The 25551-nt window shown below is 38.3% G+C and carries 21 protein-coding genes; 13 read left to right on the top strand and 8 right to left on the bottom strand.

Translation table 11 applies throughout. The annotated features are described in order from the left end of the window. Positions 1 to 59 precede the first annotated feature (59 nt). Entirely contained in the window at positions 60 to 314 is a 255-nt protein-coding gene (gene rpsT / locus ABDV71_RS06810; RefSeq protein ID WP_113638735.1) for a 30S ribosomal protein S20, read from the bottom strand. A 233-nt stretch (positions 315 to 547) separates the two neighbouring features. Between rpsT and purN the strand changes: the two genes are divergently transcribed. The 7 genes from purN (at position 548) to rodA (ending at position 9000) form a co-directional block, all read left to right on the top strand. Then, positions 548 to 1126, top strand: coding sequence for a phosphoribosylglycinamide formyltransferase (purN, locus tag ABDV71_RS06805; protein ID WP_343532205.1), 579 nt, complete (start codon positions 548 to 550; stop codon positions 1124 to 1126). A gap of 236 nt (positions 1127 to 1362) precedes the next feature. Then, positions 1363 to 2889 carry a bifunctional phosphoribosylaminoimidazolecarboxamide formyltransferase/IMP cyclohydrolase gene (purH, locus tag ABDV71_RS06800; RefSeq protein ID WP_343531699.1) on the top strand — a complete coding sequence of 509 codons (1527 nt, stop codon included), beginning with the start codon at positions 1363 to 1365 and terminating at the stop codon, positions 2887 to 2889. Positions 2890 to 3336: 447 nt separating this feature from the next. Beyond that, complete coding sequence (locus tag ABDV71_RS06795) at positions 3337 to 4359, top strand: rod shape-determining protein (protein WP_343531698.1); 1023 nt, start codon at positions 3337 to 3339, stop codon at positions 4357 to 4359. A gap of 74 nt (positions 4360 to 4433) precedes the next feature. Continuing rightward, positions 4434 to 5273, top strand: a complete 840-nt coding sequence (gene mreC / locus ABDV71_RS06790) for a rod shape-determining protein MreC (protein ID WP_343531697.1) — start codon at positions 4434 to 4436, stop codon at positions 5271 to 5273. Beyond that, entirely contained in the window at positions 5263 to 5778 is a 516-nt protein-coding gene (locus ABDV71_RS06785) for a rod shape-determining protein MreD (RefSeq protein WP_343531696.1), read from the top strand. Before mreC ends, ABDV71_RS06785 begins: the two co-directional genes overlap by 11 nt. After that, a complete protein-coding gene (gene mrdA, locus ABDV71_RS06780) occupies positions 5778 to 7754 on the top strand; it encodes a penicillin-binding protein 2 (RefSeq protein WP_343531695.1) in 1977 nt (658 codons plus the stop codon). Before ABDV71_RS06785 ends, mrdA begins: the two co-directional genes overlap by 1 nt. Continuing rightward, positions 7738 to 9000, top strand: coding sequence for a rod shape-determining protein RodA (gene rodA / locus ABDV71_RS06775; protein WP_343531693.1), 1263 nt, complete (start codon positions 7738 to 7740; stop codon positions 8998 to 9000). Before mrdA ends, rodA begins: the two co-directional genes overlap by 17 nt. 158 nt (positions 9001 to 9158) lie before the next feature. Here the strand turns inward: rodA and ABDV71_RS06770 are convergent, their stop codons facing one another. Further along, the gene (locus tag ABDV71_RS06770) at positions 9159 to 10304 is read right to left on the bottom strand and encodes a hypothetical protein (RefSeq protein ID WP_343531692.1); all 1146 of its coding nucleotides are present in this window, start codon (positions 10302 to 10304) and stop codon (positions 9159 to 9161) included. Positions 10305 to 10398: 94 nt separating this feature from the next. Here ABDV71_RS06770 and ABDV71_RS06765 point away from each other — a divergent pair, with 94 nt between their 5' ends. Beyond that, positions 10399 to 10974 (top strand): thymidine kinase, encoded by a 576-nt coding sequence (locus ABDV71_RS06765; RefSeq protein WP_113647218.1) that lies wholly within the window; start codon positions 10399 to 10401, stop codon positions 10972 to 10974. Between the two features lie 294 nt (positions 10975 to 11268). Here the strand turns inward: ABDV71_RS06765 and ABDV71_RS06760 are convergent, their stop codons facing one another. The 4 genes from ABDV71_RS06760 to ABDV71_RS06745 form a co-directional block, all read right to left on the bottom strand. Next, positions 11269 to 14118 carry a S8/S53 family peptidase gene (locus tag ABDV71_RS06760; RefSeq protein WP_343531691.1) on the bottom strand — a complete coding sequence of 950 codons (2850 nt, stop codon included), beginning with the start codon at positions 14116 to 14118 and terminating at the stop codon, positions 11269 to 11271. Between the two features lie 80 nt (positions 14119 to 14198). Further along, a complete protein-coding gene (locus ABDV71_RS06755; RefSeq protein WP_343531690.1) occupies positions 14199 to 16661 on the bottom strand; it encodes an outer membrane beta-barrel protein in 2463 nt (820 codons plus the stop codon). A 26-nt stretch (positions 16662 to 16687) separates the two neighbouring features. Next, positions 16688 to 18301: a M56 family metallopeptidase gene (locus tag ABDV71_RS06750; protein WP_343531689.1), complete on the bottom strand. Its 1614-nt coding sequence runs from the start codon at positions 18299 to 18301 to the stop codon at positions 16688 to 16690. 29 nt (positions 18302 to 18330) lie between these two features. Continuing rightward, the gene (locus ABDV71_RS06745) at positions 18331 to 18723 is read right to left on the bottom strand and encodes a BlaI/MecI/CopY family transcriptional regulator (RefSeq protein WP_343531687.1); all 393 of its coding nucleotides are present in this window, start codon (positions 18721 to 18723) and stop codon (positions 18331 to 18333) included. A 192-nt stretch (positions 18724 to 18915) separates the two neighbouring features. On the opposite strand from ABDV71_RS06745, the gene ABDV71_RS06740 reads away from it, so the two are divergent. Then, positions 18916 to 19329, top strand: a complete 414-nt coding sequence (locus ABDV71_RS06740; protein ID WP_343531685.1) for a VOC family protein — start codon at positions 18916 to 18918, stop codon at positions 19327 to 19329. A gap of 13 nt (positions 19330 to 19342) precedes the next feature. Then, on the top strand, positions 19343 to 19783 hold the full coding sequence (locus ABDV71_RS06735) for an SRPBCC domain-containing protein (RefSeq protein WP_343531684.1): 441 nt from the start codon (positions 19343 to 19345) through the stop codon (positions 19781 to 19783). 281 nt (positions 19784 to 20064) lie between these two features. Here the strand turns inward: ABDV71_RS06735 and ABDV71_RS06730 are convergent, their stop codons facing one another. Together ABDV71_RS06730 and ABDV71_RS06725 are read right to left on the bottom strand one after the other, a co-directional pair. After that, positions 20065 to 21150: a serine hydrolase domain-containing protein gene (locus ABDV71_RS06730; RefSeq protein ID WP_343531683.1), complete on the bottom strand. Its 1086-nt coding sequence runs from the start codon at positions 21148 to 21150 to the stop codon at positions 20065 to 20067. A gap of 121 nt (positions 21151 to 21271) precedes the next feature. Beyond that, entirely contained in the window at positions 21272 to 23491 is a 2220-nt protein-coding gene (locus ABDV71_RS06725) for an NADP-dependent isocitrate dehydrogenase (RefSeq protein ID WP_343531682.1), read from the bottom strand. Positions 23492 to 23692: 201 nt separating this feature from the next. On the opposite strand from ABDV71_RS06725, the gene ABDV71_RS06720 reads away from it, so the two are divergent. The 3 genes from ABDV71_RS06720 to ABDV71_RS06710 all read left to right on the top strand — a co-directional run bounded on the left by ABDV71_RS06720 (position 23693) and on the right by ABDV71_RS06710 (position 25523). Beyond that, the gene (locus tag ABDV71_RS06720; protein WP_343531681.1) at positions 23693 to 23827 is read left to right on the top strand and encodes a hypothetical protein; all 135 of its coding nucleotides are present in this window, start codon (positions 23693 to 23695) and stop codon (positions 23825 to 23827) included. 90 nt (positions 23828 to 23917) lie between these two features. Further along, the gene (locus ABDV71_RS06715; protein ID WP_343531680.1) at positions 23918 to 24274 is read left to right on the top strand and encodes a YciI family protein; all 357 of its coding nucleotides are present in this window, start codon (positions 23918 to 23920) and stop codon (positions 24272 to 24274) included. Beyond that, positions 24255 to 25523, top strand: a complete 1269-nt coding sequence (locus ABDV71_RS06710; protein ID WP_343531679.1) for a sigma-70 family RNA polymerase sigma factor — start codon at positions 24255 to 24257, stop codon at positions 25521 to 25523. The genes ABDV71_RS06715 and ABDV71_RS06710 overlap by 20 nt, the downstream gene beginning before the upstream one ends. Positions 25524 to 25551: the final 28 nt, after the last annotated feature.

Raw genomic sequence — 25551 nt, 5'->3', positions numbered from 1 at the left:
AACAGAAAAACGGCATCATCTTTCGATGATACCGTTTCTAATATCGTTTAAAAAAGCGACTATTTCAAGTTGTTAACGAACTTGGTTAATTTTGCTTTATTGTTAGAAGCTTTATTTTTGTGGATTACGTTCTTTTTGGCTAAACGATCTAACATTGAGATTACTTTAGGAAGTAACTCTAATCCTGTTTTTTTATCTTCAGCAGCACGCAATCTTTTGATAAAAGTACGTGTAGTTTTAGCCTGATATCTGTTACGTAAACGTTTTGCAGCGTTTGCTCTAATTCTTTTTAATGCCGATTTATGATTTGCCATTGTTTAGCCTTTTATTTCTTCTCTGTTTTATTTTCGGACTGCAAATATAGAGGTATTATTCTTAAATACAAAATGGTTTTGAAAAAATATTTTCACATCACAATTTCAACAAGAAGCCATTGAGTTTGAAACTTTTGCATATTTGCAGTATTTTGAGAATAAATTTAGTTTTTTGGCACAAAATTAGTGCAAAAAGCCTCAAAGTATTATTTTTGAAAAAAACCATAGAATTAGTGAAGAAACGTATCGCCATTTTTGCTTCAGGATCAGGATCAAATGCTCAAAAAATCATGGAGCATTTTAAACGTAGTACAGAGGCAGAAGTTGCCCTCATATTGACCAACAACCCAGAATCATATGTACTGCAACGGGCCGACAGCTTTGAAATACCCTCTCATATATTCGACAGAAATGAGTTTTACCATACCGACGAAGTGGTTGACTTATTAAAAAATCTGGATATAGACCTTATTGTACTAGCGGGCTTTTTATGGCTTATCCCTCAAAATCTATTGAAAGAATACCCTGGTAGAATTATTAACATACACCCTGCCCTATTGCCTAAATTTGGCGGAAAAGGAATGTATGGCGACCGTGTTCACCAAGCAGTAATGGCAGCCAATGAAACCGAAGGTGGCATTACCATTCACTATGTAAATGAACACTATGATGAAGGTGAGTTTATTTATCAGGCTAAATATCGCATTGAAAAGGATGACAACCTTGAAATGATCAAATTTAAAGGGCAGCAACTAGAACACCTTCACTATCCCCGCATTGTAGAAACCCTGATCAGGAAGATAAAGAAATAGTAACTAGTTGGCAGTTTTCAGTTCACAGTTTTCGATAGTTAAGTTGCGATTAACCTTTTTAAGTGCCAACTTTTCCGACTGGTGGGCTCAAAACTTTCAGCCCTTGTAACTTCCAAAAAACCAACCATCCAAAAATCCAAATAACCAGTTTGCATAAACTCTAATTTTATTTAAAAAACCTCCTCTAAAAATCGTCTCATTTTCATACCTTTGCGGCTCAAAACAATACCCTCAAAATGAGCCAATCAGTAAAGATCAAAAACGCCTTAATTTCAGTTTATTACAAAGATGGTTTAGCGCCATTAGTTGAGTACCTAGGCAAACAAGGTGTAACCTTATTTTCTACCGGTGGAACCGAACAGTTTATTAAAGACTTAAATGTGCCTGTTACCGCAGTGGAAGACCTAACTAGCTACCCTTCTATTTTAGGTGGCCGAGTAAAAACTTTGCATCCAAAAGTATTTGGCGGCATTTTAAACCGTAGAAATTTAGCTGGCGATCAAGAGCAAATTGCGCAATACGAAATTCCAGAAATCGACTTGGTAATCGTAGATCTTTATCCTTTTGAGGAAACTGTTAAAAATGGCGGCACCGACGAAGAAATCATCGAGAAGATAGATATTGGCGGTATTTCATTAATTAGAGCTGCTGCTAAGAACTTTAACGATGTAGTTATTATTGCTTCAAAAGATGATTACTCGACTTTATTAACACAATTAGAAGAGCAAGATGGTGCTACTACTTTAGCCCAACGTAAAGCTTTCGCTAAAAAAGCATTCCATACCTCTTCGCACTATGATACCGCCATATTCAACTATTTCAATAACGAAGAGCCATTAAACGTATTTAAGCAAAGTATTGCGAATGCACAAACTTTGCGTTATGGTGAAAACCCTCATCAGGCAGGTGTGTTTTATGGTGATTTGAATGAAATGTTCACCAAGCTTAATGGTAAAGAACTAAGCTACAACAACTTGGTTGACGTTGATGCAGCGGTAAGCTTAATTGATGAGTTTGAGGAACCTACTTTTGCGATTTTGAAACACACTAATGCTTGTGGCGTAGCTTCGAGAAGCAACATTAAGCAAGCTTGGGTTGATGCTTTAGCTTGCGACCCAGTTTCGGCTTTTGGTGGTGTTTTGATTGCCAACAGAGAAATTGATTTGGCTACCGCGGAAGAAATCAACAACTTATTTTTTGAGGTATTAATTGCTCCTAGCTATGAGCAGGCTGCCGTAGATTTGTTTAAGGCCAAGAAAAACCGCGTGATCTTGAAACGCAATTATGTGGAGCTGAACAAAAAACAATTCAAAACTTTATTGAATGGTGTAATTGAGCAGGACAAAGATCTAATTATTGAAGGTCCTGAGCAAATGACTACGGTAACTGAAAAAGCACCGACTGCTCAAGAATTAAAAGATTTATACTTTGCCAACAAGATTGTTAAACATACTAAATCAAATACCATTGTTTTGGTGAAGGATGATGTTTTAATTGCAAGCGGTGTTGGCCAAACAAGCAGAGTTGATGCCTTGAGACAAGCGATTGAAAAAGCGAATTCTTTTGGTTTTAGCGTAAAAGGTGCTGCGATGGCTTCAGATGCTTTTTTCCCTTTCCCTGATTGTGTAGAGATTGCTGCCGATGCTGGCATTGCTGCTGTTTTGCAACCTGGAGGGTCTATTAAAGATGCGGATTCTGTAGCGAAAGCTAATGAAAAAGGCATTGCCATGGTAACTACTGGAGTGAGACACTTTAAGCACTAGAAAGTCGGAAAGTTAAAATAGACTGAAAGTCGGGAAGCTTAAGGAGCAAGGAATAAAGAGCAAAGACAAACTTCAGTTTTTAAGTTTTTTTTCTCTTTCTTTTGGGTTGAGATAGCGACAGGCAGAAAGAGGCATGCCTTTCTCATCATTGCGAGTAGGCACGACGAAGCAATCTTTAAGCTACTTAAAAAGGTTGCGAGTTTTTAGTAACAACTGAGGTTAAATAAACCCGATTGAAGCGGAATACTTTTGCTTCATAAACCTCGCGGGTTTTTAAAACCTGCGAGGTTTGGCAAAATATTAGAGCGCAAAGCGGGACTACCTTTGAAAAGTACCACTGGTTTTGATTTTCGGACAGAAAAAAGAAACTTAATATAATATTTTGTCTAATTTTACATTTAGGATATTAGACATATTTGTTTTTAAATACAATAACATACCTCATACATGGGATTATTTAATTGGTTTACGCAGGAAGTTGCCATTGACCTTGGCACCGCGAACACCCTTATTATACATAACGATAAAGTAGTAGTTGATGAACCATCGATTGTAGCTTTTGATAGACAAACCAATAAAATTATCGCCATTGGTCGCCAAGCGATGCAAATGGAAGGTAAAACCCACGATAACATTAGAACCGTAAGACCTTTAAAAGATGGTGTAATTGCAGATTTTAACGCTGCTGAAGCCATGATTAAAGGTATGATCCGTATGCTGAATGGCGGTAAAGGATGGATGTTTCCTTCATTAAGAATGGTGATCTGTATTCCATCGGGCATTACCGAAGTAGAGAAACGTGCGGTTAGGGACAGCGCTGAGATTGCTGGCGCTAAAGAAGTTTACTTAATCCATGAACCGATGGCTGCCGCTGTAGGTATTGGTATTGACGTGGAAGAGCCGATGGGCAACATGATCATTGATATTGGTGGTGGTACTACCGAAATTGCGGTAATTGCCTTGTCGGGTATTGTATGTGACCAATCTATCCGTGTGGCGGGTGATAACTTTGACTCGGATATTGTGAACTATATTCGTCGTCAGCATAACATTATGATTGGCGACCGTACGGCAGAGAAAATCAAAATTGAGGTTGGTGCGGCATTACCTGAATTGAGCGATCCTCCTTCTGATTTTGCAGTACAAGGTCGTGATTTGATGACGGGTGTACCTAAACAAATTACGGTTTCGTACACTGAAATTGCACACTGTTTAGATAAATCAATCTCGAAAATTGAGGAAGCTATTTTGAAAGCATTGGAGATTACACCTCCTGAGCTTTCGGCAGATATTTACCAAACGGGTATTTACCTTACCGGTGGTGGGGCATTGTTACGTGGTTTAGATAAACGTGTAGCCGCTAAAACCAAATTGCCTGTACATGTTGCTGAAGACCCGTTACGTGCAGTAGTACGTGGTACTGGCATAGCACTGAAAAACATTGGTAATTTTAAATTTTTAATGCAATAAATCGAGTTAAGGGTTGTAAGTTATAAGTTTAAGTCTTGTAACTTACAACGTATTACTTATAACCTAATACCTAAATGCGTAACCTTTGGATTTTTCTTAGCAGATATAACGCATTTTTCTTCTTTATTATCTTTTTTGCCGTTGGGATCATCTTAACGATTAGGAATAATTCCTATCAGCGCAGCGTTACTTTTAGTTCTACCAATGAAATTGTTGGCACTGCCTATAAGAGGCTTAATGTAATTAAGCGTTATTTAAACCTGGTACAAGTGAATGATAGTTTAGCCGCCGAAAATGCCGCTTTAAAAACGCAATTGCTTGGTATTGCCAATATAGATAGCACACAAATCACTAGAGTAAAAGACAGTGTTAACCATCAACAATATACGCTTATTGCGGCCAAAGTATTTAAAAATTCAGTAACACTGACGAACAACGTCATTACCATTAACAAAGGAACTAAGGATGGGATTGCGAAAGATATGGCTGTAATTTCGCCAGGGAAAGGTGTGGTTGGTTTCGTGCAAAATGTATCCGAAAACTTTGCTACGATACGTCCGTTGCTTAACCAAGAGACAGCAATTAGTGTGGTGCTCAAAAAGGATAATGCTTTTGGCAGTTTAGTTTGGGGTGACAATAACTTCGATTATCGCAAGGCCTACGTAAAAGAAATTCCCAACCATTATAAGGTAAAAATTGGTGATACAATCATTACCTCAGGCTCTGGTGGTTTCCCGAGAGGGATAGAAGTTGGGAAAGTAACCAACACCAATGTGAGCACGGGCGATAGCTTTATGACCTTGGAAATTACATTGTTTAATAATTTTAGTACGCTGCAATTTGTTTACGTGGTTAAGGATAAATTTGCAGAGGAAGTAAAAGCTTTACAACCAGAGGTAAAAAATGAACGGTAGAGTTATATTAGTTAATATATTTAGATGGGTGGTGCTGTTATTCATACAGATTTTCCTGTTGCGTAACATGGCATTTTATAATCTATCTACGCCTTTTATTTATGTTTTGTTCATTTTGGTATTGCCTTTTCACATTCCAAACCTTTTATTATATACCATTGCTTTTCTTACAGGCCTAACTCTTGATTCTTTTTATGATACGTTAGGTGTACATACAAGTGCTTGTATTGCTTTGGCCTTTGTAAGAATCCTCTTCATTTCTGTGAGTTTAAACAGAGATTCTATCGATGAACCTGAGCCTTCTTTAGGAAATATGGGCTTTAGGTGGTTTTCTTTGTATGCGGTATTGTGTATTTTTGCTCATCATGTCGTATTGTTTTTCCTGGAAGCTTTTAAATTTACCTCACTAACTTATACTTTAGGAAGAACTTTATTGAGCGTGGTATTTACACTGTTTACCGTGTTACTGGTTGAGTTTATCTTCCATAATAGAAAATCGGCTTAATGGACCAATTGTTTAATAGGAAATATATTGTGCAGGGCTTATTTGTACTGGTTGCGCTTATCTTGCTAGGTAGGCTCTTTTATATACAGGTAGTCAGCGACAAATATTTTCTAGATGCCAACAACAACGCATTACGTAAAAAATTCATTTATCCTGCCCGTGGTGTTATTACCGACCGCAAAGGTAAAGTATTGGCGCAAAACCAACCTACCTACGATTTAATGGTTACACCCAACGAAGTAAAACCTTTTGATACGCTTTCTCTCTGCAATATCATTGGGATTACGATGGAAGATTTCCGAAAGAAGTTTCATAAGGCCGTTGTACAATCTAAATATCAAGCGTCTATTTTTCAAAAGCTACTTTCTATACAAACTTATGCCACCCTGCAAGAGCGCATGGCAAATTATAAAGGGTTTGATGTTCAGAAAAGGACTATTCGTTATTACCCTGATAGCATAGGCGGGCAGTTACTAGGCTATATTAGGGAAGCCAACCAAAGAGAAATAGAAAAGTATCAAGGCTATTATAAACCTGGCGATTATATTGGAAAATCTGGTTTAGAGAAACAATACGAGGTTGAGCTAAGGGGTACTAAAGGTGTAAAAAACATGCTCTATAATGCCTACAATGTAGCACAGGGAAGTTATGCCGATGGAAAATTTGATTCTTTAGCCATTGCTGGCGAGCAGCTCACCACTACCATTGATGTTGAAATACAAAAATTAGGCGAACAGCTTTTAACGACCAAAGTAGGAAGTATTGTTGCCATTGAGCCTTCTACCGGCGAAATATTAGCCTTCGTAAGTAGCCCAGGCTACGACCCAAACTTGATGGTTGGTCGTGAAACCGGGAACAATTACATGAAGATTTTTTCGAACCCCTACCGTCCTTTGTTTATTCGTCCGCTGAAAGGAAGATATTCTCCTGGTTCGGCATTTAAACCTTTAGATGCTCTTATTGCACTACAAGATGGCGTAGTAGATGAAAATTCTACTTTTAACTGCCCTGGTTATTATTGGGCAGGTAACCGCAAATTTAAGTGTGAACATGTGGATGGCAATATTGCACTTCGCCGAGGCATTGCCCGTTCTTGCAACACCTATTTCTATAGCATTTTTGCTAAAATGATGCTGAAAAAAGGAGGAAAAAATCAGCATAAGGCTTATGATGAATGGCAAGAAAAAGTACGAAAATTTGGCATTGGAGACACGTTAGGAATTGATTTCCCTGGTGAAAGTGCCTATAAATTATTTAGGGCCGAAGATTATACCAAACGCTATAGTAAATATTGGGGTTATACTACTATCCTATCGGTTGCCATTGGTCAGGGAGAGGTGACCACCACACCGTTACAAATGGCCAATATTATGGCCATTATAGCCAACAGGGGCTATTATGTTAAGCCCCACTTGGTAAAAGGAGTTGGCAATGATAAACACATTGACCCAAAATATAAAGAGAAGCATTATGTAGGCATTGACGCCAAGCATTTCGAACCCGTGATTGATGGGATGCAGGATGCCGTGAACAGTTCCATTGGAACAGCGACAGAGTCACGTATTCCAAATATTTTGATGTGCGGTAAAACAGGAACCGTACAAAACGTTCATGGTAAAAACCACTCGGTGTTTATCGGTTTTGCTCCTCGTGACAATCCTAAAATTGCCATCGCGGTAATTGTAGAAAATGGTGGCTACGGTGGTGCTTACGCTGCGCCAATAGCGAGTTTCATTACAGAAAAATACTTAACGGATAGTTTAAAAGGCAGAAGAATTAACGGCGCTACCATTGACCAATATAAAACGGCCAATTTGCTTCCTGTTTTAAAAGATAAATTACCTAAACAGAAACTTAAAGCAGATACCAGCAAAATAGACACCGCGAAAAAAACAACACCATTAAAACCGACCGCAGCAAATCACCAATTCAACAAAGTAGCCATAGCACCTAAAAACAATGCAACAACAGAATAGCAGATTTTTCTTTAATGTTGATTGGATCACCATATTGATTTACATGGCCTTATGTACCATTGGCTTCGTCAATATATTTTCAGTAAGGTATGACCCTGATAAGGCGGAAGCATTTAGTTTTTCTACTGAATATGGAAAACAGTTGATTTTTATCATTTCTGCTTTGGTTTTGGGGTTATCCATCTTATTGTTCGAGTCAAAGTTTTTTAGCGTGTTTGCGCCTATTGTTTATGGAGCAACCATTATATTGCTATTAGCGGTTTTAGTAGTCGGCAGAAATGTAGGTGGAAACCAAGCCTGGATTCCTATCGGTTCTTTTAGGTTACAGCCATCTGAATTTGCCAAATTTGGGACAGCTCTTTTATTGGCTAGGTATATCAGCTCCTTTAACGTAAAATTAAACTCGTTAAAGCCCATTTTAATTTGCGCTGCTATTATTGTACTTCCCATGACGTTGATCATGTTGCAACCTGACGCGGGTTCTATGTTGGTATTCCTTTCTTTCATGTTTCCACTTTACAGGGAGGGTTTACCTGGCAATTTGCTAATTATCTTTTGGGGTGCTGTATTACTGTTCATCCTTAATTTATTTGTGTCCCCTTCTTTACTCATTATTTCTATTTTAATTATTGGAGGACTATTTGCTTATAATGCAAGAAAAAGAATGCAAAAAGTAATTAACATTGGTATCATCACGTTAATTGCAATTTGTTATTTATTTGTAGCCAAATATTTGTTCGAAAACGTATTAAAACCTCACCAACGTACCCGTATAGAATTGATTTTAGGATTGACGACTGATAACCGGGGAGCAGGCTACAACGTAATCCAATCTAAAATTGCAATAGGCGCTGGACAACTTACCGGCAGAGGATATTTAGAGGGTACACAAACCAAATATGGCTACGTACCTGCGCAAAGTACCGATTTTATTTTTTCAACGATAGGAGAAGAATGGGGTTTTATAGGCTGCTTTGTAGTGATTGGGCTCTACTCTTTTTTATTGCTACGCATTGTGAACATGGCCGAACGGCAGCGCTCTGTTTTTTCGCGAGTGTATGGCTATAGCATCGCCTGTATCTTATTTTTCCACGTTTTTATCAATATCGGGATGACCATTGGAATTATGCCCGTAATTGGTATTCCGTTACCATTTATTAGTTATGGTGGTTCCTCATTGTGGAGTTTTACGATATTACTTTTTATCTTCCTGAAACTGGATTCGAACAGGATGGGATTTATTTAGTGGCTAGGAACTAGTGATTAGTAGATAGTGGCTAGTAGTTAGTGGTTAGTGGTTAGTATTTTACTAGCGATTTAACACTTAAAAACTAGTACATAAGGATTAAAATGACATCTAATTCCACACTAATACCTAATCCCAAGTTCCTAATACCTAAGTCCCTAGTCTTTAAACCTTCTATTTAACAACAGGTAGAATTTATCTACGGTAGCTTGTTTATCGGCCCAGTTGTTTTTTACCGCGTAGTTCTTTTGGAAGAAATTATCCGCAGCATCAAAATTTGGCATTTTGTTGGCAATATCTATTGCTTCGGCGTAGGCCAAGTTATAGCCGTTAAAAAGATCTTTGATATACAATAGTTTATCGTTAAGATTAATGGCTGCTTTTAAATCGGTGATGTTATTTCCAGAAGTCTCGTTTAACCTTGTGCCGTTGTTCTTCCCAGCTAGAATATCATTCAGCGTAGGTTTATATTCCGTTTCAATTTCTACGGTTGTGGTTTCAACAGTCACTTTACTAATTGTTTCTATCACAGGTAGCACTTCCTCTATTATCGGCTTATCAATAGCCTTCGGTAGCTCATGTTGCTCTTCTTCTTTATGCACCAAAAAAGGCTCTGGTCCAATCTCATCTTCCTCCAAATCTTCAGGATTACGAACCAGATTTTCTTTTACCTTCTTTTTCTGCTCTAAGATCAATTCTTCCTCTTTGCTCAAAGGCCTATCGAACAACTGATTGGCTGCTTTCTCCTCAAAATCAAATTTGTCCTCTTCGGTGTAGCTTTCGCTATTTAATATAAACTCGAAGGTTTTGGTAGGCTCTTCTTCTAATCTGAATAGTTCTTTTTCATGTTCTACCAAAGGAGCTATTTCTTCAATCTTTTCTTCTATTACTTGAGGTACCTCTACTTCCTCCACTACCTTCGGCACTTCTTTATTCTCTTCTACAATGCTTGATGGCTCCTCCGCTATTGGCTCTTGCTTGAATGAGGGCTCAACTTTTTCTTCAGCATTGCCAAAAGTAATGGCTTCAACCTGCTGTACATCTTTTAGTTCATCAACAATCTCTTCGTCAATGGTTGGTTCTTCTTGTGCTTCGGGTGTTGTAAGTGCTAAAGGAGCCTGAAAAGGCAGGTTTAATTTTTTGATGATTTGGATATGGTCTGCCAAGAAATTTGCGTTTGCTAAAAACAGTTCCAGCTCCAGTTCGCTCAATTGCTCAGGGTTTTGAGACAAAAACTGATATTGGTCGTTCAATTCGTTAAGTATGTTCCCTAGTTTCCTGAAAAGAGCTTCTTGTTTCATCATAATATTGTAACGAAAGTTTTGGCGTTTTATGTTAATAACTGATAACCAAAAATACTATAAAAATCTTTTATATTTGGCTAAAAATACCTTTACAATGTTATTTAGCGAGCAAAATTTTAGACGGGGAGAATTTAGTGGGAGTATTGAAGTAATTTGCGGTTCCATGTTTTCTGGCAAGACTGAAGAATTGATCAGAAGATTGAAAAGAGCCCAAATCGCTAAGTTAAACGTAGAAATTTTTAAACCTAAAACCGATACTCGATATGATGATACCGCTGTGGTATCTCATGATTTGAATTCTATCCAATCTACTCCTGTAGACAGTTCTTCCGCTATTTTATTGCTAGGCGCCAATACCCAAGTAGTAGGTATTGATGAGGCTCAGTTTTTTGATGAAGAGCTTCCAGAAGTATGCAATGCTCTTGCTAAAAAAGGCATCAGGGTGGTAATTGCAGGTTTAGATATGGATTTTTTAGGCAAACCTTTTGGTCCTATGCCAGCACTTATGGCCATTGCAGAACATGTGACCAAAGTAAATGCGGTATGCATGCAATGTGGTAGCCCAGCGGTTTACTCCTACCGTACGGCAGCCAGCGAAGCAAGAGTGCTTTTGGGCGAAAAAGACAGCTACGAACCCCGTTGTAGAGCTTGTTTCAATACTCTGGGGTAACAATTACTCCTTTTTGGGTTATTCCTTAACTCGCTGAGCTCGGATTAAGAAAATCCTTTGAAACCTTAGAAACAAATAAATAAAAATCCACGGCTAACTACGATTAGGGTATTTTTAATACCATTGAGTTTACTATACGCCTATGTGGTTCATTTTGGAAACTTTTACTGGTAAAAAAATACCACCACATAGGCACATAAGAGTGTATACCAAACATGTTCCGTTTTAGTAGAACGAATAGCCTTTGCCAGAGCTGGATATAATGAAAAATCACAAGCTCATCTCGAACTCATGCTATTTCGCTACAATCATTTTTTTGGCTTGCTTATAATTGGGCGTGTTTAATTTATACGTGTAAACCCCACTAGCAAAAGTGCTCAAATCAACATAAAACTGATAACTGCCTGCTTCGATGGTTCCTTCAGTCACTTTTCTTATTTTTCTGCCCATCACATCATAAATGGTCAAATCAACTTTTGTTTTTTCAGGTAAGTTTACTGGAATATAAGTGAACGCTTTGCCTTCGTTGGGATAGTTCTGTCCCAAAGCATATTCAGTAGGAGCTACACTGATTGGCTTCTTGCTCACTTCTGTATATTTAACTTGTGCTGCATCGCCAACAGTCATCAATTCACTTTTATTATCGCCTGCTAAAAAAGCATAAGCTAGTCTTATCGATTGATTTTTAGGAATTTTATAAGGTCCACTTCCCACGGTAAACATCACATCATAACCATTAGCTGTATTGTAACCTAAACCCACAGCCTGTATTCCGGAAGTTAAGGTTTTATATTTCTCTGAAGTATTAAATACATTATCGGAGAGAAAACTATTAGGCAATTGATAGGATAGTGGATAATAGGCTGGTGCTGCCGAATGGTTCAACAAACGTATTCCAGCATAAGGATAAGAGGCATTTTTCTTCGCGTAAACATAAGCGGTTTTGTTTGGTCCATCATATTCTGTAGCATTAGCAGATGATTCGTCTAAATCCCAGTCGGTAAACAAACCTGTGTAAATGTTCTCCAAATCACCATTGCTGGTATTTACAATTTCGTATTCTACCAGCACATACTTATTATCGGTAATGGTGTTAAATGCCCATGCTCTAGAAAACACTTTTAAGCCAATGGGATTAGCTGCTCCAGCATCAGTAAAAATACTGGTTCCTTCAAATGGAGCAGTTGTATTAGCCACTATACCTGCTATTTGTTGCTTTCTAAAATCTTCACTATAGTAGCTATCTGTACGAGCATTATTCATCACCTGCGTTTCTGATTTGGCGATGAGCAAAGCCGCTTCATAAAGCATATTTTCATCTTTATAAATAAAACCCAAACCCGCCGTAGCATTGGCTTTGCTATAACCTACCCTACCGTTGGAGGTAAACGTGGTACTAATTTGATTTACGGCTACATTCAAATAATCGAGTGCTACAATGGTCTCAAAGCTTTCCACGTCAGTATATGCACCTGCATTTCCCGAATAATTAAGGGTAAAAATGACCTTATGGTTTTCTGGTGCAGTAGCTAATACTTTTACTTTAACTGGAGTTAAGCCGGTTTTGGTCTCTAGACTATTGAAATTTCCAGCATTAATGGTTGAATTTACCACTTGTACAAAAGGGCTGCTACTTGTCACGTTTACGCTCAATCCGTTCACAGGCGTTAAAAAGTTTTTAAGCGCAAACTGCAAGGTTATTTCTGTTCCAGGTGCTCTGTTTCCCAAGCTTTGGTCACTAATGGTTAGCTGTTGGTAACGAACAGATGCGCCTGCCTCAGTTAATGCCCGATAGATATTTAGCCGTCCTTTGCCCAGTAAGTTAGCATAAGTAGGATTTTTACTATCTACTGGATCAGCCGTGGTACGCAATAACTCGCCTATTTGTAAGCCCGAATAAGCTGGATATTTTGCTTTGAGCAATGCTGCGGCGCTAGAAACCAAAGGAGCTGCCATAGAAGTTCCCGATTTATAACCATAGGCATTTCCATAAATGGTATTATAGATGCCCGTTCCAGGAGCCGAAATATCTACGTAGGTTCCAAAATTAGAAGTACCCGCCTTCACATCATTTTGGTCGAGATTGGCTACTGCAAGTACGCCCTCAAATGCCGCTGGATAAACGGGGATATCGTTACCTGAGTTACCTGCAGCAGCAACCACCAAACAACCTTTACTAATGGCATAATTCACTATCTCCTGTCCAAATTGACCGCCACCTACACCACCCCATGAGCAGTTGATGATTTGTGCTCCTTTATCGGCTGCGTACTTGATACCGTCATAACCTTTATAAATTGAAGTTGGGTTATCATCCGCACCTGCTTTCACAATTAAAAGTTTTGCATTATAAGCAATACTTGCTACGCCTAAACCATTACCTGATACAGCTGAAGCAATCCCGCTCACATGCACGCCATGATCGGCAGCAGCACTTTTTACGTTAGGATCATTATCGGGAATCATGGTACTGGCCGATTGGCCGCACAAATCCCAGCCATAATAGTTATCGATGTAACCATCACCATCATCGTCAATTCCATTTACGGGGTCTGCTGTATTCAAGTAGATATTTCCAGCTAAATCTGAATGTGTCACTTCAGAACCAGAATCTACAATCCCAATAATTATGTTTGAAGCACTTTTTAATACATCCCACGCTTGGGGAGCTTTTACCTGTGGCAAATAAAATTGCGTCCCATAAGAAGCATCGTTAGGCGTATACCAAGTAGTGTGGATATAACTAGGCTCTGCATAGGCAATGCTCTCATCTTGCAGTAAAGTATTGATGACACTTTCAATATTAGCGGTTCCTGTATATTTTGCACGAAAATAGCTTTCAGCATGAAAATCTGTTTCACTACTTACTGAACGTTGTTCAACATTTGAGCTTTCATTGAATATCGGTTCAAACATCGTCAACGAAATACCTTGAGCACTTAACTGCTTTTCGGCACTTTGTGTGGTAGCATTGCGTTTAGCACCCGCTTTGAATTTAATGACCAAAGTATTGGGCAAGTAATCCTTTTCAGTAACTCCCGCAGGTAGTTTAAACTTTGATTTATTGAAAGGCAGCTGGCCGTTATCCTGCCTAAAAGCAAACAGGATAACCAGCACTAAAACGAGCAGATAATTCTTCTTCATCCTATGGGCGAACTTTAAACGAAGATATTGATAATAAAGTGCTAAGACAAGAAAAACAAGCTACTAGCTATCTATCAATTTTAATTACGAACCCTATTTTGTTCGCTCTGCGCTCCATCTGCATTATGTCTACGTAAATTGCTGATTGCTTTTCCAAATCTGTAACTATAGCTAAGCATTACCGAGGTAAAGTCACCTCTGTTTCGCCAATTGGCTTCGGTTAAGTTAAGGTTGTTGATAATCCCATTAATGGCTCTGGTTTGGAAAATATCGGTAGCGCTTACTCTTAAAGTACTAGCTGTGCTCAACTTCTTCTGCAAAGCAAGGCCAATGTCATACACCTTACCTATTTCGAACTGTACATTTCTCAGCTTAGTTTGGTATCGATAGTTTACCTCCCCACTCCAGCCTTTATCAAGTTTCAATTGTAGGTTTCCATTACTCGAAAAAAAGCCGCCTTTGGTATTCAAAAAGCCTGTATAGAAATTACTTTGCGAGTGGATGTAAGTGTATTGTCCAAACCAATTAAAGCCTAACCATTTGGTCAAATCAAGGTTGGCATTGATAGAGGCATTATACACCTCCTGTTTGCCAATGTTTGCTGGTCTGCTGAAATAAGTTCCATTCACGATTTCGATGGTTTCATTTACTTGGTCTTTGCTGTGGCTATAGCTTAAAGCTGTAGTAATTTTGTTTTTATAGGTATGTGAAAGCTCTATAGATTGGGTAAATGATGGTCTTAAATATGGATTGCCTACATAGTAAGTAAATTTATCCAATGGAGAATAGAAGGGATTCAAATCCTGATAAACAGGTCTATCTATCCTTCTTCCATAATTCAAACCCAGTTCATGGGTAGAAGTAGTGTCTAATTTATAAGAGAAATATAAAGTTGGGAATGCATTAATATAATTTCTCCTAAAGCTCGAATCAGATTTCATGATGTTGCCCAATTGGTGACCTTTAGAGATAGTGTTTTCGAGCCTTAAACCTGCCTGCAAAGAAAAACGTCTGCCTTCTTTACTCAAATTCAAATAAGCTGCGCTAATGTTTTCACTGTATACAAAATGATTGCTCTTATCGTAATCAGGAGTGGTCACGCTGTTTGCAGTATAAAAATAGCTAGCGATGTTATTGGTCTTAATATAACTGGTTTTTACCCCTGCATCCATTTTCCAAGTTCCCATCAAAGGTTGCGAATAGTCGGATTTGAAACTGTAAATGTTTATTCTTGCTGGCAGTTGCCCCTCCAACAAATCTTGTGATTTTAAGGTGCCGTTTCCTAAATACGTATCATTAAAATAGTGCTGGTCTGTTCGGGTGTTGTAATTAATGTAATCTGCATCGGCAGTGATTTCTTTACCTGTTTTACCAAATTTATGACGATAGTTGGCATTAACACCACCATTTTTAAAAGAAATATCGTCCATGTTTTTAGCAACAATACTAGAATCTTTTACCATTGCCGGATTAAAGAGGTTGCTGGTATTGTCGTTTACATTGTTTGCATTTCTAAGATTACCTCTCAATAAAATTCCCCAAGTAGTGTTTTCAGACTGGTAATAGTCGACCCCTGTTTGTCCATTAAAAGTATTGGCATGTCGCTGAAAGTAGGAATTTTGATTAAAAAAATAATCTGTACTGCCATCAGGTTTTTTGTACCTTCTATTCAAATCTAAATCAGTAAAACTGTTATTGAGGTTGTAGCCAAAATTTCCAAAAACGTTCCACTTATTTTTTCGGTAATTAAAGTTGAAACTATCATTTGATCGCGTTTTTTTACCACGGGTTAAACTTAGATTTACCGCACCGTTAAAGCCAACTGCTTTATCCTTTTTAGTTTTAATATTAATCACTCCTGCATTCCCCGCAGCATCGTATTTTGCGGGTGGATTGGTCATCAATTCTATTTGATCTACCATAGATGATGGCAAGGAACGCAGGTAACTCTCCAATTCTTCCCCTGATAAAAAACTAGGCTTGTCATCAATAAATATCACCACCCCTGGTTTCCCTTTCAAGCTAATGCTCCCATTTTGGTCAACACTTACTCCTGGCGATTTTTCCAAAACATCAAGGGCAGAAGTTCCCGCATTGGAAATCAAAGCGTCAACATTTACTACCGTCCTGTCAATCTTTTTTTCTACAAAAGGTTTCTTTGCCACCACATTCACCTCTTTTAAAGTTTTGGTAACTGCTACCAACTTAAGCTCTCCAAGTTCAATCAGGTTACGACTTGCGTCAACCACAATTGGCTGACTTCTAAAATTAGCATACCCTACCAACATCACCCTAATTTGATAGTTGCCTGTTGGGATTTTATCAAAAGAAAATTTACCATCTGCTTCCGTGAAAGAAGTTTTCACGAGTACGCTGTCTTTATCTTTAAGAGAGAATAGGGCTACGGTGGCTAAATCAACGGGTTTTAAACTGCTATCCGTAATTTTTCCGCTAATTACCGTCGTCACATTTTGTTGCGCGTAGGCAAAAATGGAGGCAATAAGTAGCCCATAGGTTAAAATAACCTTAAGTTGAAGTTTCATTAAAAGTGGTTTAGGTTTATTTGTGTTTAGCGACTAATCCGATACTCTATATCTGGTCGCTTAATGTATTTATCTCTATATTTTTGATGTATACTGGCATCCTGCGCAATCCCGTTCACCAACATCTCATTATCAGTAAGCGTATAGTTCACTTTTTTGCCCTTAACTACTAGGTTATCCTGTATCATTTGGTCTTGTATCTCCTGACTGGCATCATTACCGTCGTGTACAATATGCACTACTACTTTGCCATCAACTTTAACCGTGCTGGTAGTGGTCGTTGTAGTGGTGGTAACACCCACAGGTACACTTATTACATTGGAGATAGGCTGATTAACAGATATCGTATTTCTTACTGGCGCAACTGGCTTCACTGGAATAACAGGCTCTTCTGGTTTATCTTGCGGCAAATCTGCAATGGGTTCAACTTCTACTATGGCGGCTAATTCTGGAACATCATCTGCTTCCGCTTCTCCTAAGTTTATTGCAGAAGGTCCAACTGGGTCGCAGTTTTCATGACGCACTGGCTGATTGATTGGCTTTGCTTCTCTAAATTGATGGTTTAACCCATTAATGTAGCTCATTTCTTTTTGCAATGAAGAATGTTGAATCGACGATTGGCCCATTTTAAAAGCTGCACCTAGTGCAACAAAAAAGCATAAGGAAATGGACAGAGTAGCTTTCTCGAAACCAGATAATGTAGTTCTGTTATTAAAAGCAATTCTTCTAATGCGAGCAATCAATTGACCTTTTTCATTAGCCATCGACATGGCAAAACCTGTTGAGTTCAGACTGAATTCCTGACAAGAAACCAATGCTTTTAGATAACCATTTTTATCATTTGTACAAGCAATAGCCAAATCATCACAACAGTTTTCACGCTCTTCTCTAATAATTTTGGACAACCATAAAACTGCAGGATTAAAGAAAAACAATACTTCTATAATATTTTGAAGGATGTTCACCAGATAATCTCTGCGTTTAATATGTGCCAGTTCATGACTTAAAATGGCCTCTACTTCGTTTAAGCTTAAATGGTTTAACAAACCGATAGGCATTAGAATCACAGGTTTGAAATGGCCAATCACCATCGGAATTTTAGCCAAGCCTGATTGAAAGATAGCGATGCTTTGGTTAATATTCAGCTGGCGGGCAAGCGTAGCAACTTTTTGCTCCCAATAATTGCCTGCCGTATAGTTTTTAGTCCTTTTTAGATAGCTTACACCATGCAATCCAACCAACAACTGTATCGATTTAAAAAGTATGATGAGGAGCCAAATCAAAATCATTGGACCTGCATAATGCTTCAAAATTTCAAAAAACTGATCAAAGGCAGCAAAAATATCCAGCTGGAACTTAAAAATTGCGTTCTGCTGCGACTGATTAAAACCGAAAAGACTGGTTATGATATTTACCTTATTTAAGGTTTGTACAAAAACCAAAATCATGCTTAAAGAAAACACGCTTAGTAAAGCTACCAGCAAATTGTACCTCAAAACTGGCCGACTATTTTTAGTCCCTACAATAAATAATGCGGCAAACAAAGCTGTTACTAAGCCTATCCATAAAGAATTGAGCAATGTACCGAACAATGCTTCCATCAAGTCAGGTGGCAGAAAGTTAACCCATTTAAGTTTCATAGCTGTGGTTCTTTTTTTATTGGTTTTATCTATTTCTCAAGTTCATCTAGCAACCGTTTAATTTCCTCCAACTCTTCTTTCGATGTTTTTTTATTATCCAGCAACTGCATTACTAAGTTAGCAGCAGAGCCTCTATAAAGCGTATCTACAAATCTATCTAACAACTGTCCTTTTGTTTTTAATTCGGCTTGCACTGGCATGTAAACATGTTTCATTTGGCTAGCGTCGCGATTAAGTATGCCTTTTTCGGCCATAATTTGCATTTGCTTTAAAGTAGAAGTATAGTTTACTTCTCTCTGTTTGTTCAGTTCATCGTTTACAAAACGTACCGTACTAGGGCCAAACTCCCACAACACCTGCAATATTTCCAATTCAGCTCTGGTAGGTTCTGGGATTGAATTAATAGGTTTCTTCTCTTCCATAACACAAAGGTAGGATAACTTTCGTACGAAACAAGACTTACTTTACTTTTAACATTTATAATCAACAAATTTTATGAACATTATTCTGCTTATTTTGGATATTGTCTTTAATGAGCCCTTTTGTTGTCATATTTAACCCCTTGCAAACCAACAATTTTGGCGAAATTTGGTTATCACTTAAATAATCAGACCATGACAAAAGAAATTTGGCTTAACTTACCTGTTAAGGACATTCCGCAAACCACTTCATTTTTCACCAAAATTGGTTTTAAACTAAACGAACATGCTCCTAAAAGCGATTCGATGGCTTCATTTAAGATAGGCCAAAAGGATTTTATTGTTAATTTCTTTACCGAAGCTGTTTTCAATAGCTTTACTCCTTTTCAAATTGCAGATTTAACCAACGCTACCGAATGTTTGATTTCTATCGATGCCGAGAATAAGGAAGATGTAGATAATATTCTCAAAAAGGCAGAAGAGGCTGGCGGAAATGTGTTTGCGACAGGTGGAGAAAGAGATGGTTGGATGTATGGTGGCGGTTTTACCGACCTTGATGGTCACAAATGGAATGTATTGTTCATGGATTTCAGTAAATTCTCTCAATAAAAATCAAAAAGCGATGGAACGAATTTATTTTAAAATTGAAATTGATGCTCCTAAGGAAAAAGTATGGAAAATTCTTTTGGGAGAAACTACCTACCCGCTTTGGACAGCTGTTTTTGCTGAAGGCTCTAGAGTAGTGACCGATTGGAAAAAAGGAAGCAAAGCGCTGTTCTTAGGTGCAAAAGATGAAGGAATGGTCTCGAAGATAGCCGACCACATTCCCAATGAATTTATTTCTATTCAGCATTTGGGATTTTATAAAGATGGTGTAGAAGATTATGATAGCGAAGAGGTAAAAAAATGGGGCAATGCTTTTGAAAACTATAAAATAAGCACCAAGGAAGATGGGAAGTCACTATTGAGTATTGAGATGGATATCGCTGATGAATATAAGTCTGACTTTGAAGAGATGTGGCCCAAGGCTTTGGAAAAGGTTAAGGAATTAGCGGAGAGTTAAATACCTCCCGTCATCTCGATGATAGGAGAATTGAAAATCAACGAAGTTAAATCTAGCATTATGCTACAACTGAGTAAAACTTAGCGCTATATTTCTCCTCCTGCAGTCGTCGAAATGACGGGGAGTACTAAAAACATTGCCCATGTCGTCATTTCGATAAGGAGGCACGACGAAGAGAAATCTATCATCATAAAAAGCAGATCAGGCAAATCCCATGTTGCCATCGTTAGATCTCTCCTCCTTCGGTCGTCGAGATGACGGAGAAAGCGTGGTGCCAAATACTACCGTCGCTTCGATAAAGGCTTTATCGCAGTATAAATACCCGTAGCTACCTTATAAAGCTCAAGTCCAGCAGTTTCATCCTTTTGGTTGGAAAGCAACACAATGTTAATCTGGTCCATCGGATACATTACACAAAAGCTTCTGAAGCCATTTGTACCTCCATCGATTCTTAAATACAGGTTCCAGTTCCAGGTTTTACCAATAGCCCACTGAAAACCGTATGCTTCTTTATCTACATCTCCAACAATAATGCGATGAGTTAATTTCACCGCAGCATCACTTTCCTTACTTTGATAGTCCAAATACTTCAACATATCTTGTACCGTTGATCGCAAACCTCCTGCAGCTGGCAAATCAGCAACTGTGGGATTAGCCTCCTTTCCCTCCTTATCATATCCCTGTAATAGTAAGGGCTTTTCGTTGGCATTGTAAATCGTTTTTGTATGCTTCATTCCAAGGGGTCCAGTAATATACTTTTCAATTAATTCATCATAAGATTTTTGATACACCCGTTCCAAAATGAGCCCCAACAACTGATATCCAACATTAGAATATTCATATTTAAAAGACTTCAAGGAATCTAGCTTAGTTTCTTTTAAGAATTTTAGGAAGTTCTCCTTTTGAGTGCCGCCTGTTAAAGTATGATTGAAACTATTAGGAAAACGTGCCGTATGTGCCAATAGATAGGCAATTTTCACCGATTGACCATTTGGATATTGTAAACTATTGAGGTTTGCGGGCAGAAATTTTCTAACATCATCGTTAAGGCTAATTTTCCCCTCATTGATAGCGTGAGCTACCAATAAGCCTGTAAACGTCTTTGTAATGGACCCTATTTCATAATTAGATTTTTCAGTTGGAAGTATTGCTGCACCGGGATAAATTTCGCCATAATTATAAATTGCCTTTCTTCCGTTATAACTTATACCAACAGATACCGCTACTCGTTTACCGCTCTTCATATATTTTTCCATCAGCTTATCCACTGCAGAGTCAAGCTTGCTGTTCATTAAATGATCGCTTCTTTGTCCAAAAGAATTTAAACTGGCAGATAGGAACAGCCAAAAAATCAATAGTTTTTTCATTTACATTATTTTCACCCTACAATATACGAAATAATTCGTACAAAATACACGAGCTCTGGAATAAAAAAATCCCTCGGTAAATTACCGAGGGATTTTAAATATTAATATCTCTAAATACTAACTATAAACTAGCCAAAGCGTTGTTCAAAGTAGCACTTGGGCGCATTGCCTTTCCAGCCAACTCATCGTTAGGGTTGTAGTAGCCGCCAATATTCTGTGCTGTTCCCTGTGCTGCAATTAGCTCCTCAGAAATCTTAGCTTCGTTTTCTGCCAAAGCTTTTGCCAATGGTTCAAACTTAGCCTTCAATTCAGCATCTTTAGTTTGCGCGGCCAAAGCCTCAGCCCAATATAGTGCTAAATAGAAATGAGATCCACGGTTATCAATAGTTCCTAATTTTCTACCTGGAGATTTATCAGTAGCTAAGAATTTAGCATTAGCTTCATCTAAAGCATCAGCCAATACTTGTGCCTTAGCGTTGTTTTGCGTTTGGGCTAAGTGCTCTAAAGAAGCTTGTAAAGCCAAGAACTCGCCTAATGAATCCCAACGTAAATAACCTTCGGTTACGAATTGCTCAACGTGTTTAGGAGCAGAACCACCAGCACCAGTTTCAAATAAACCACCGCCGTTCATTAAAGGCACAATCGACAACATTTTTGCGGAAGTACCTAGCTCTAAAATCGGAAATAAATCCGTTAAATAATCACGTAGTACGTTACCAGTTACCGAAATTGTGTCTTCGCCTTTACGGATACGCGCTAAAGTAAATTTAGTGGCTTCAATTGGAGAAAGAATACGAAGATCTAATCCATTGGTATCAAAATTTGGCAAATATTTGTTTACTTTTTTGATGATTTCTCTATCGTGCGCTCTGTTTTCATCTAACCAGAAAACTGCTGGTGTGTTTGATAAACGAGCTCTGTTAACCGCTAATTTAACCCAATCTTGGATAGGTGCATCTTTGGTTTGGCACATACGGAAAATATCTCCTTTTTCTACGGGCTGTTCAAAGAATACGTTTCCAGAAGCATCAGTTACACGGATAGTACCATTTGCCGAAGCTTGGAAAGTTTTATCGTGTGAGCCATACTCCTCTGCTTTTTGCGCCATTAAGCCTACGTTTGGTACCGAACCCATTGTTGTAGGATCGAAAGCACCATGTTGCTTACAGTCTTCAATAGTAGCGGTATAAACACCGGCGTAGTTTCTATCTGGAATTAAGGCCAAGGTATCTTGGGGTTTGCCATCTTTGTTCCACATTTGACCCGAAGTACGGATCATTGCAGGCATTGAAGCATCTACGATCACATCAGAAGGAACGTGCAAGTTGGTAATTCCCTTATCAGAATTTACCATCGCTAAAGCTGGTCCGTTGGCAATTGCCGCATCAATTGCAGCCTTTACTTCAGCTTCTTGTGGTTGGCCGGCAATTTTCGCATAAACATCGCCTAAACCATTACGAGTATCAACTCCTAGGGTTTTAAACAATTCTGCATATTTCTCAAAAACATCAGCAAAATAAACTTCTACAATCGCACCAAAAATGATAGGGTCTGAAACCTTCATCATGGTTGCTTTTAAGTGTGCCGAAAGTAAAACGCCAGTCGCTTTTGCTTCTTTAATCGCTTCGGCGACAAATGCCTTTAATTTAGCAAGGTTTAAAACGGAACTATCAATCACCTCACCTGCTTTTAAATTAGCCAATCCTTTAAGCTCGGTAACAGCACCATCAGTACCAACAAATTCAATTTTAAATTGTGTATCGTTCTCTACAGTTGTCGATTTTTCCGAGCCATAAAAATCACCCTCGCTCATGCTTGCTACGCTAGTTTTAGAATCTGCAGACCAAGCTCCCATTGAATGAGGATTTGCCTTCGCATAATTCTTCACCGCTTTTGGTGCTCTACGGTCAGAGTTTCCTTCACGTAACACTGGATTTACCGCCGAACCAAGTACTTTTGCATATTTCGCTTTGATGGCTTTTTCTTCTTCGGTTTGTGCGTCTTCTGGATAGTTAGGCAATGCAAAACCTTGAGATTGCAATTCAGCTATAGCGGCTTTTAACTGAGGAATAGAAGCGGAAATATTAGGTAGCTTGATGATATTGGCCTCTGGCGTGTTCGCTAACTGGCCTAGTTCTGTCAATGCATCTCCAATTTTTTGGTCATCCTTTAAAAACTCTGGAAAGTTTGCTAAAATCCTTCCCGCCAAAGAGATGTCCCTTGTTTCTACTTCGATACCCGCCGAAGCTGTAAAAGCTTGTACAATGGGCAATAAGGAGTAAGTAGCTAACAATGGAGCCTCGTCTGTTTTGGTATAGATAATTTTTGATGAGTTTGACATGTGTTTTTATTTTTTAAGAAAGTTTTGAAATAAAAATGTCCAAAAAAGGACTGGTTTGATAAAATCGCCTAAAGATAAAATAAACCAGCGAATTATATAACAGCTTAGTGTTATTTATACATTAAAATCACTCTAATTGGTAAGTGAAATGTAACATTTCATACAAGAAATCGTTCTAACTAAAAACCAAAAAACTAAACCATGAACAAGGAAGAATTATTAAAATCTAAGTGGTTCAAAATTGCTTTTCCCATCATTATTGTGATTATTATTATTGCTATTTATCAAAATGGATATGCTTTTGGGGAATGGCTATATGCTAGGCTACATCCTTAAACTGAAATTTTCTTTTTAAGATTTGTCCCTTTTTATTGGCCTGGGTTGTCTTTGATAAAAGCATTTTAATAACTTAACAAAAACAACATCATGAAAGAATTCCTATTATTAATCAGAGAAGATGCCAATTACGGACAACTTTCGATAGAAGAAATGCAAGCCGACATTGAAAAGCACATGGCTTGGGTAGAAACGCTCATTGCTAAAGGTCATTTCAAAGATGGCAACCCACTTGAAGCCAATGGCGTACATATTAAAGGAAAAGATAAAATTATTACCGACGGTCCTTACATCGAAAGCAAAGAATGTATTAGCGGCTACTATTTTCTGTTGGCTAATTCCTTAGAAGAAGCAACCTCAATTGCAAAAGGCTGTCCTTCGCTTGAGCTTGGAGCCATGATAGAATTGCGTGAAGTAATGGCTCAGGATGAACAATCAGGCGAATAACGAAATTTTCCAAAAAACAGCGCATCTTTTCCGAGCCTATTCGGGAAAGATGGTTGCTATTTTAACTAGGTATTATGGTGTAGGTCAGTTGGAAAACATCATGGATGCCGTTCAGGAGAGCTTTGAGGCTGCCCTAAAACATTGGCGTTACAAAGGCCTACCAGATGCGCCCGAAGCTTGGTTGCTTAAGACCACCAAAAACAAATTGATTAATCTTATCAAGCGTGAAAATATAGCCAACAACCTCAACATTCCCATTCACGAGGGTTATGACTTTTCCCCCGATGAAAAACAAATCGTTGATAGTCAATTGCAATTACTATTAAGGATTTGCGAATTAAAACTACCGTTAAAGAGCCAAATCATTTTCACACTTTATACTTTATCAGGTTTTGGTGTACCCGAAATTGGCAATGCTTTATTGATGACTAACGAGGCAGCGAAAAAGCATATTTTCAGAACCAAACAATTGCTGCAAAGTACTAAGTTTAATTTTGATGAACTTCCAGAAAAGTACCTGAACACGAACCTGAACCAATTGCACCTTGTTTTATACCTGATGTTTAACGAGGGCTACAAAACCACTAGGGCAAAGGAGGGTTTAAACATAGACTTGTGCTATGAAGCCATGCGACTGGCTAAGCTCCTTTTGCAATTACGACCAAATGATACCACTATCAATGCATTGCTGGCTTTGATGTTTTTTAATGCCGCCAGATTTTCGGCCCGTATTTCCACTGAAAATTTTTGGATATCGCTGGAACAGCAAGACCGTTCGCTATGGGACCCTGCTTTAATTAGAGAAGGGATGTATCATCTCCATCTTTCCAAAAACAGTCAACAGCTAAGTAAATATCATTTAGAAGCCATCATCGCCTCCATACATTGCTGCGCCGCTAATTTTAAAGCTACTGATTGGCAAAAAATCATTTATCTATATGAGCAAATCGAAATATTGGAAGGTCCATCTACCATCCTATCGTTAAATAAAATCATCGCCTTGAGCTACCTTTCTCCTTCTAAGGATTTATTGGAACAACTCCATACCTTGGGCAAAACCTCGAATCCTGAGCATCAGCTTTTCTTTTACCTAGCCAAAGCTCATTTAAACAGCCTACTACACCGATATTCGGCAGCAGAAAACTGTTATCGTGAAGCCTTAGGTTGTGCCCATTCACCAATAGACAAGCAATTCATCTTAAACAAGATAACAGACATTTCAGTGTCAAGTAAAACGATGCGCTCTTAAAAACGGTCTCCTTTTTCGTAACTTCGCC

Source organism: Pedobacter sp., assembly GCF_039594775.1.
In the GTDB taxonomy this organism is placed as follows: domain Bacteria; phylum Bacteroidota; class Bacteroidia; order Sphingobacteriales; family Sphingobacteriaceae; genus Pedobacter.
This window is presented reverse-complemented; position numbering and strand designations above follow the sequence as displayed.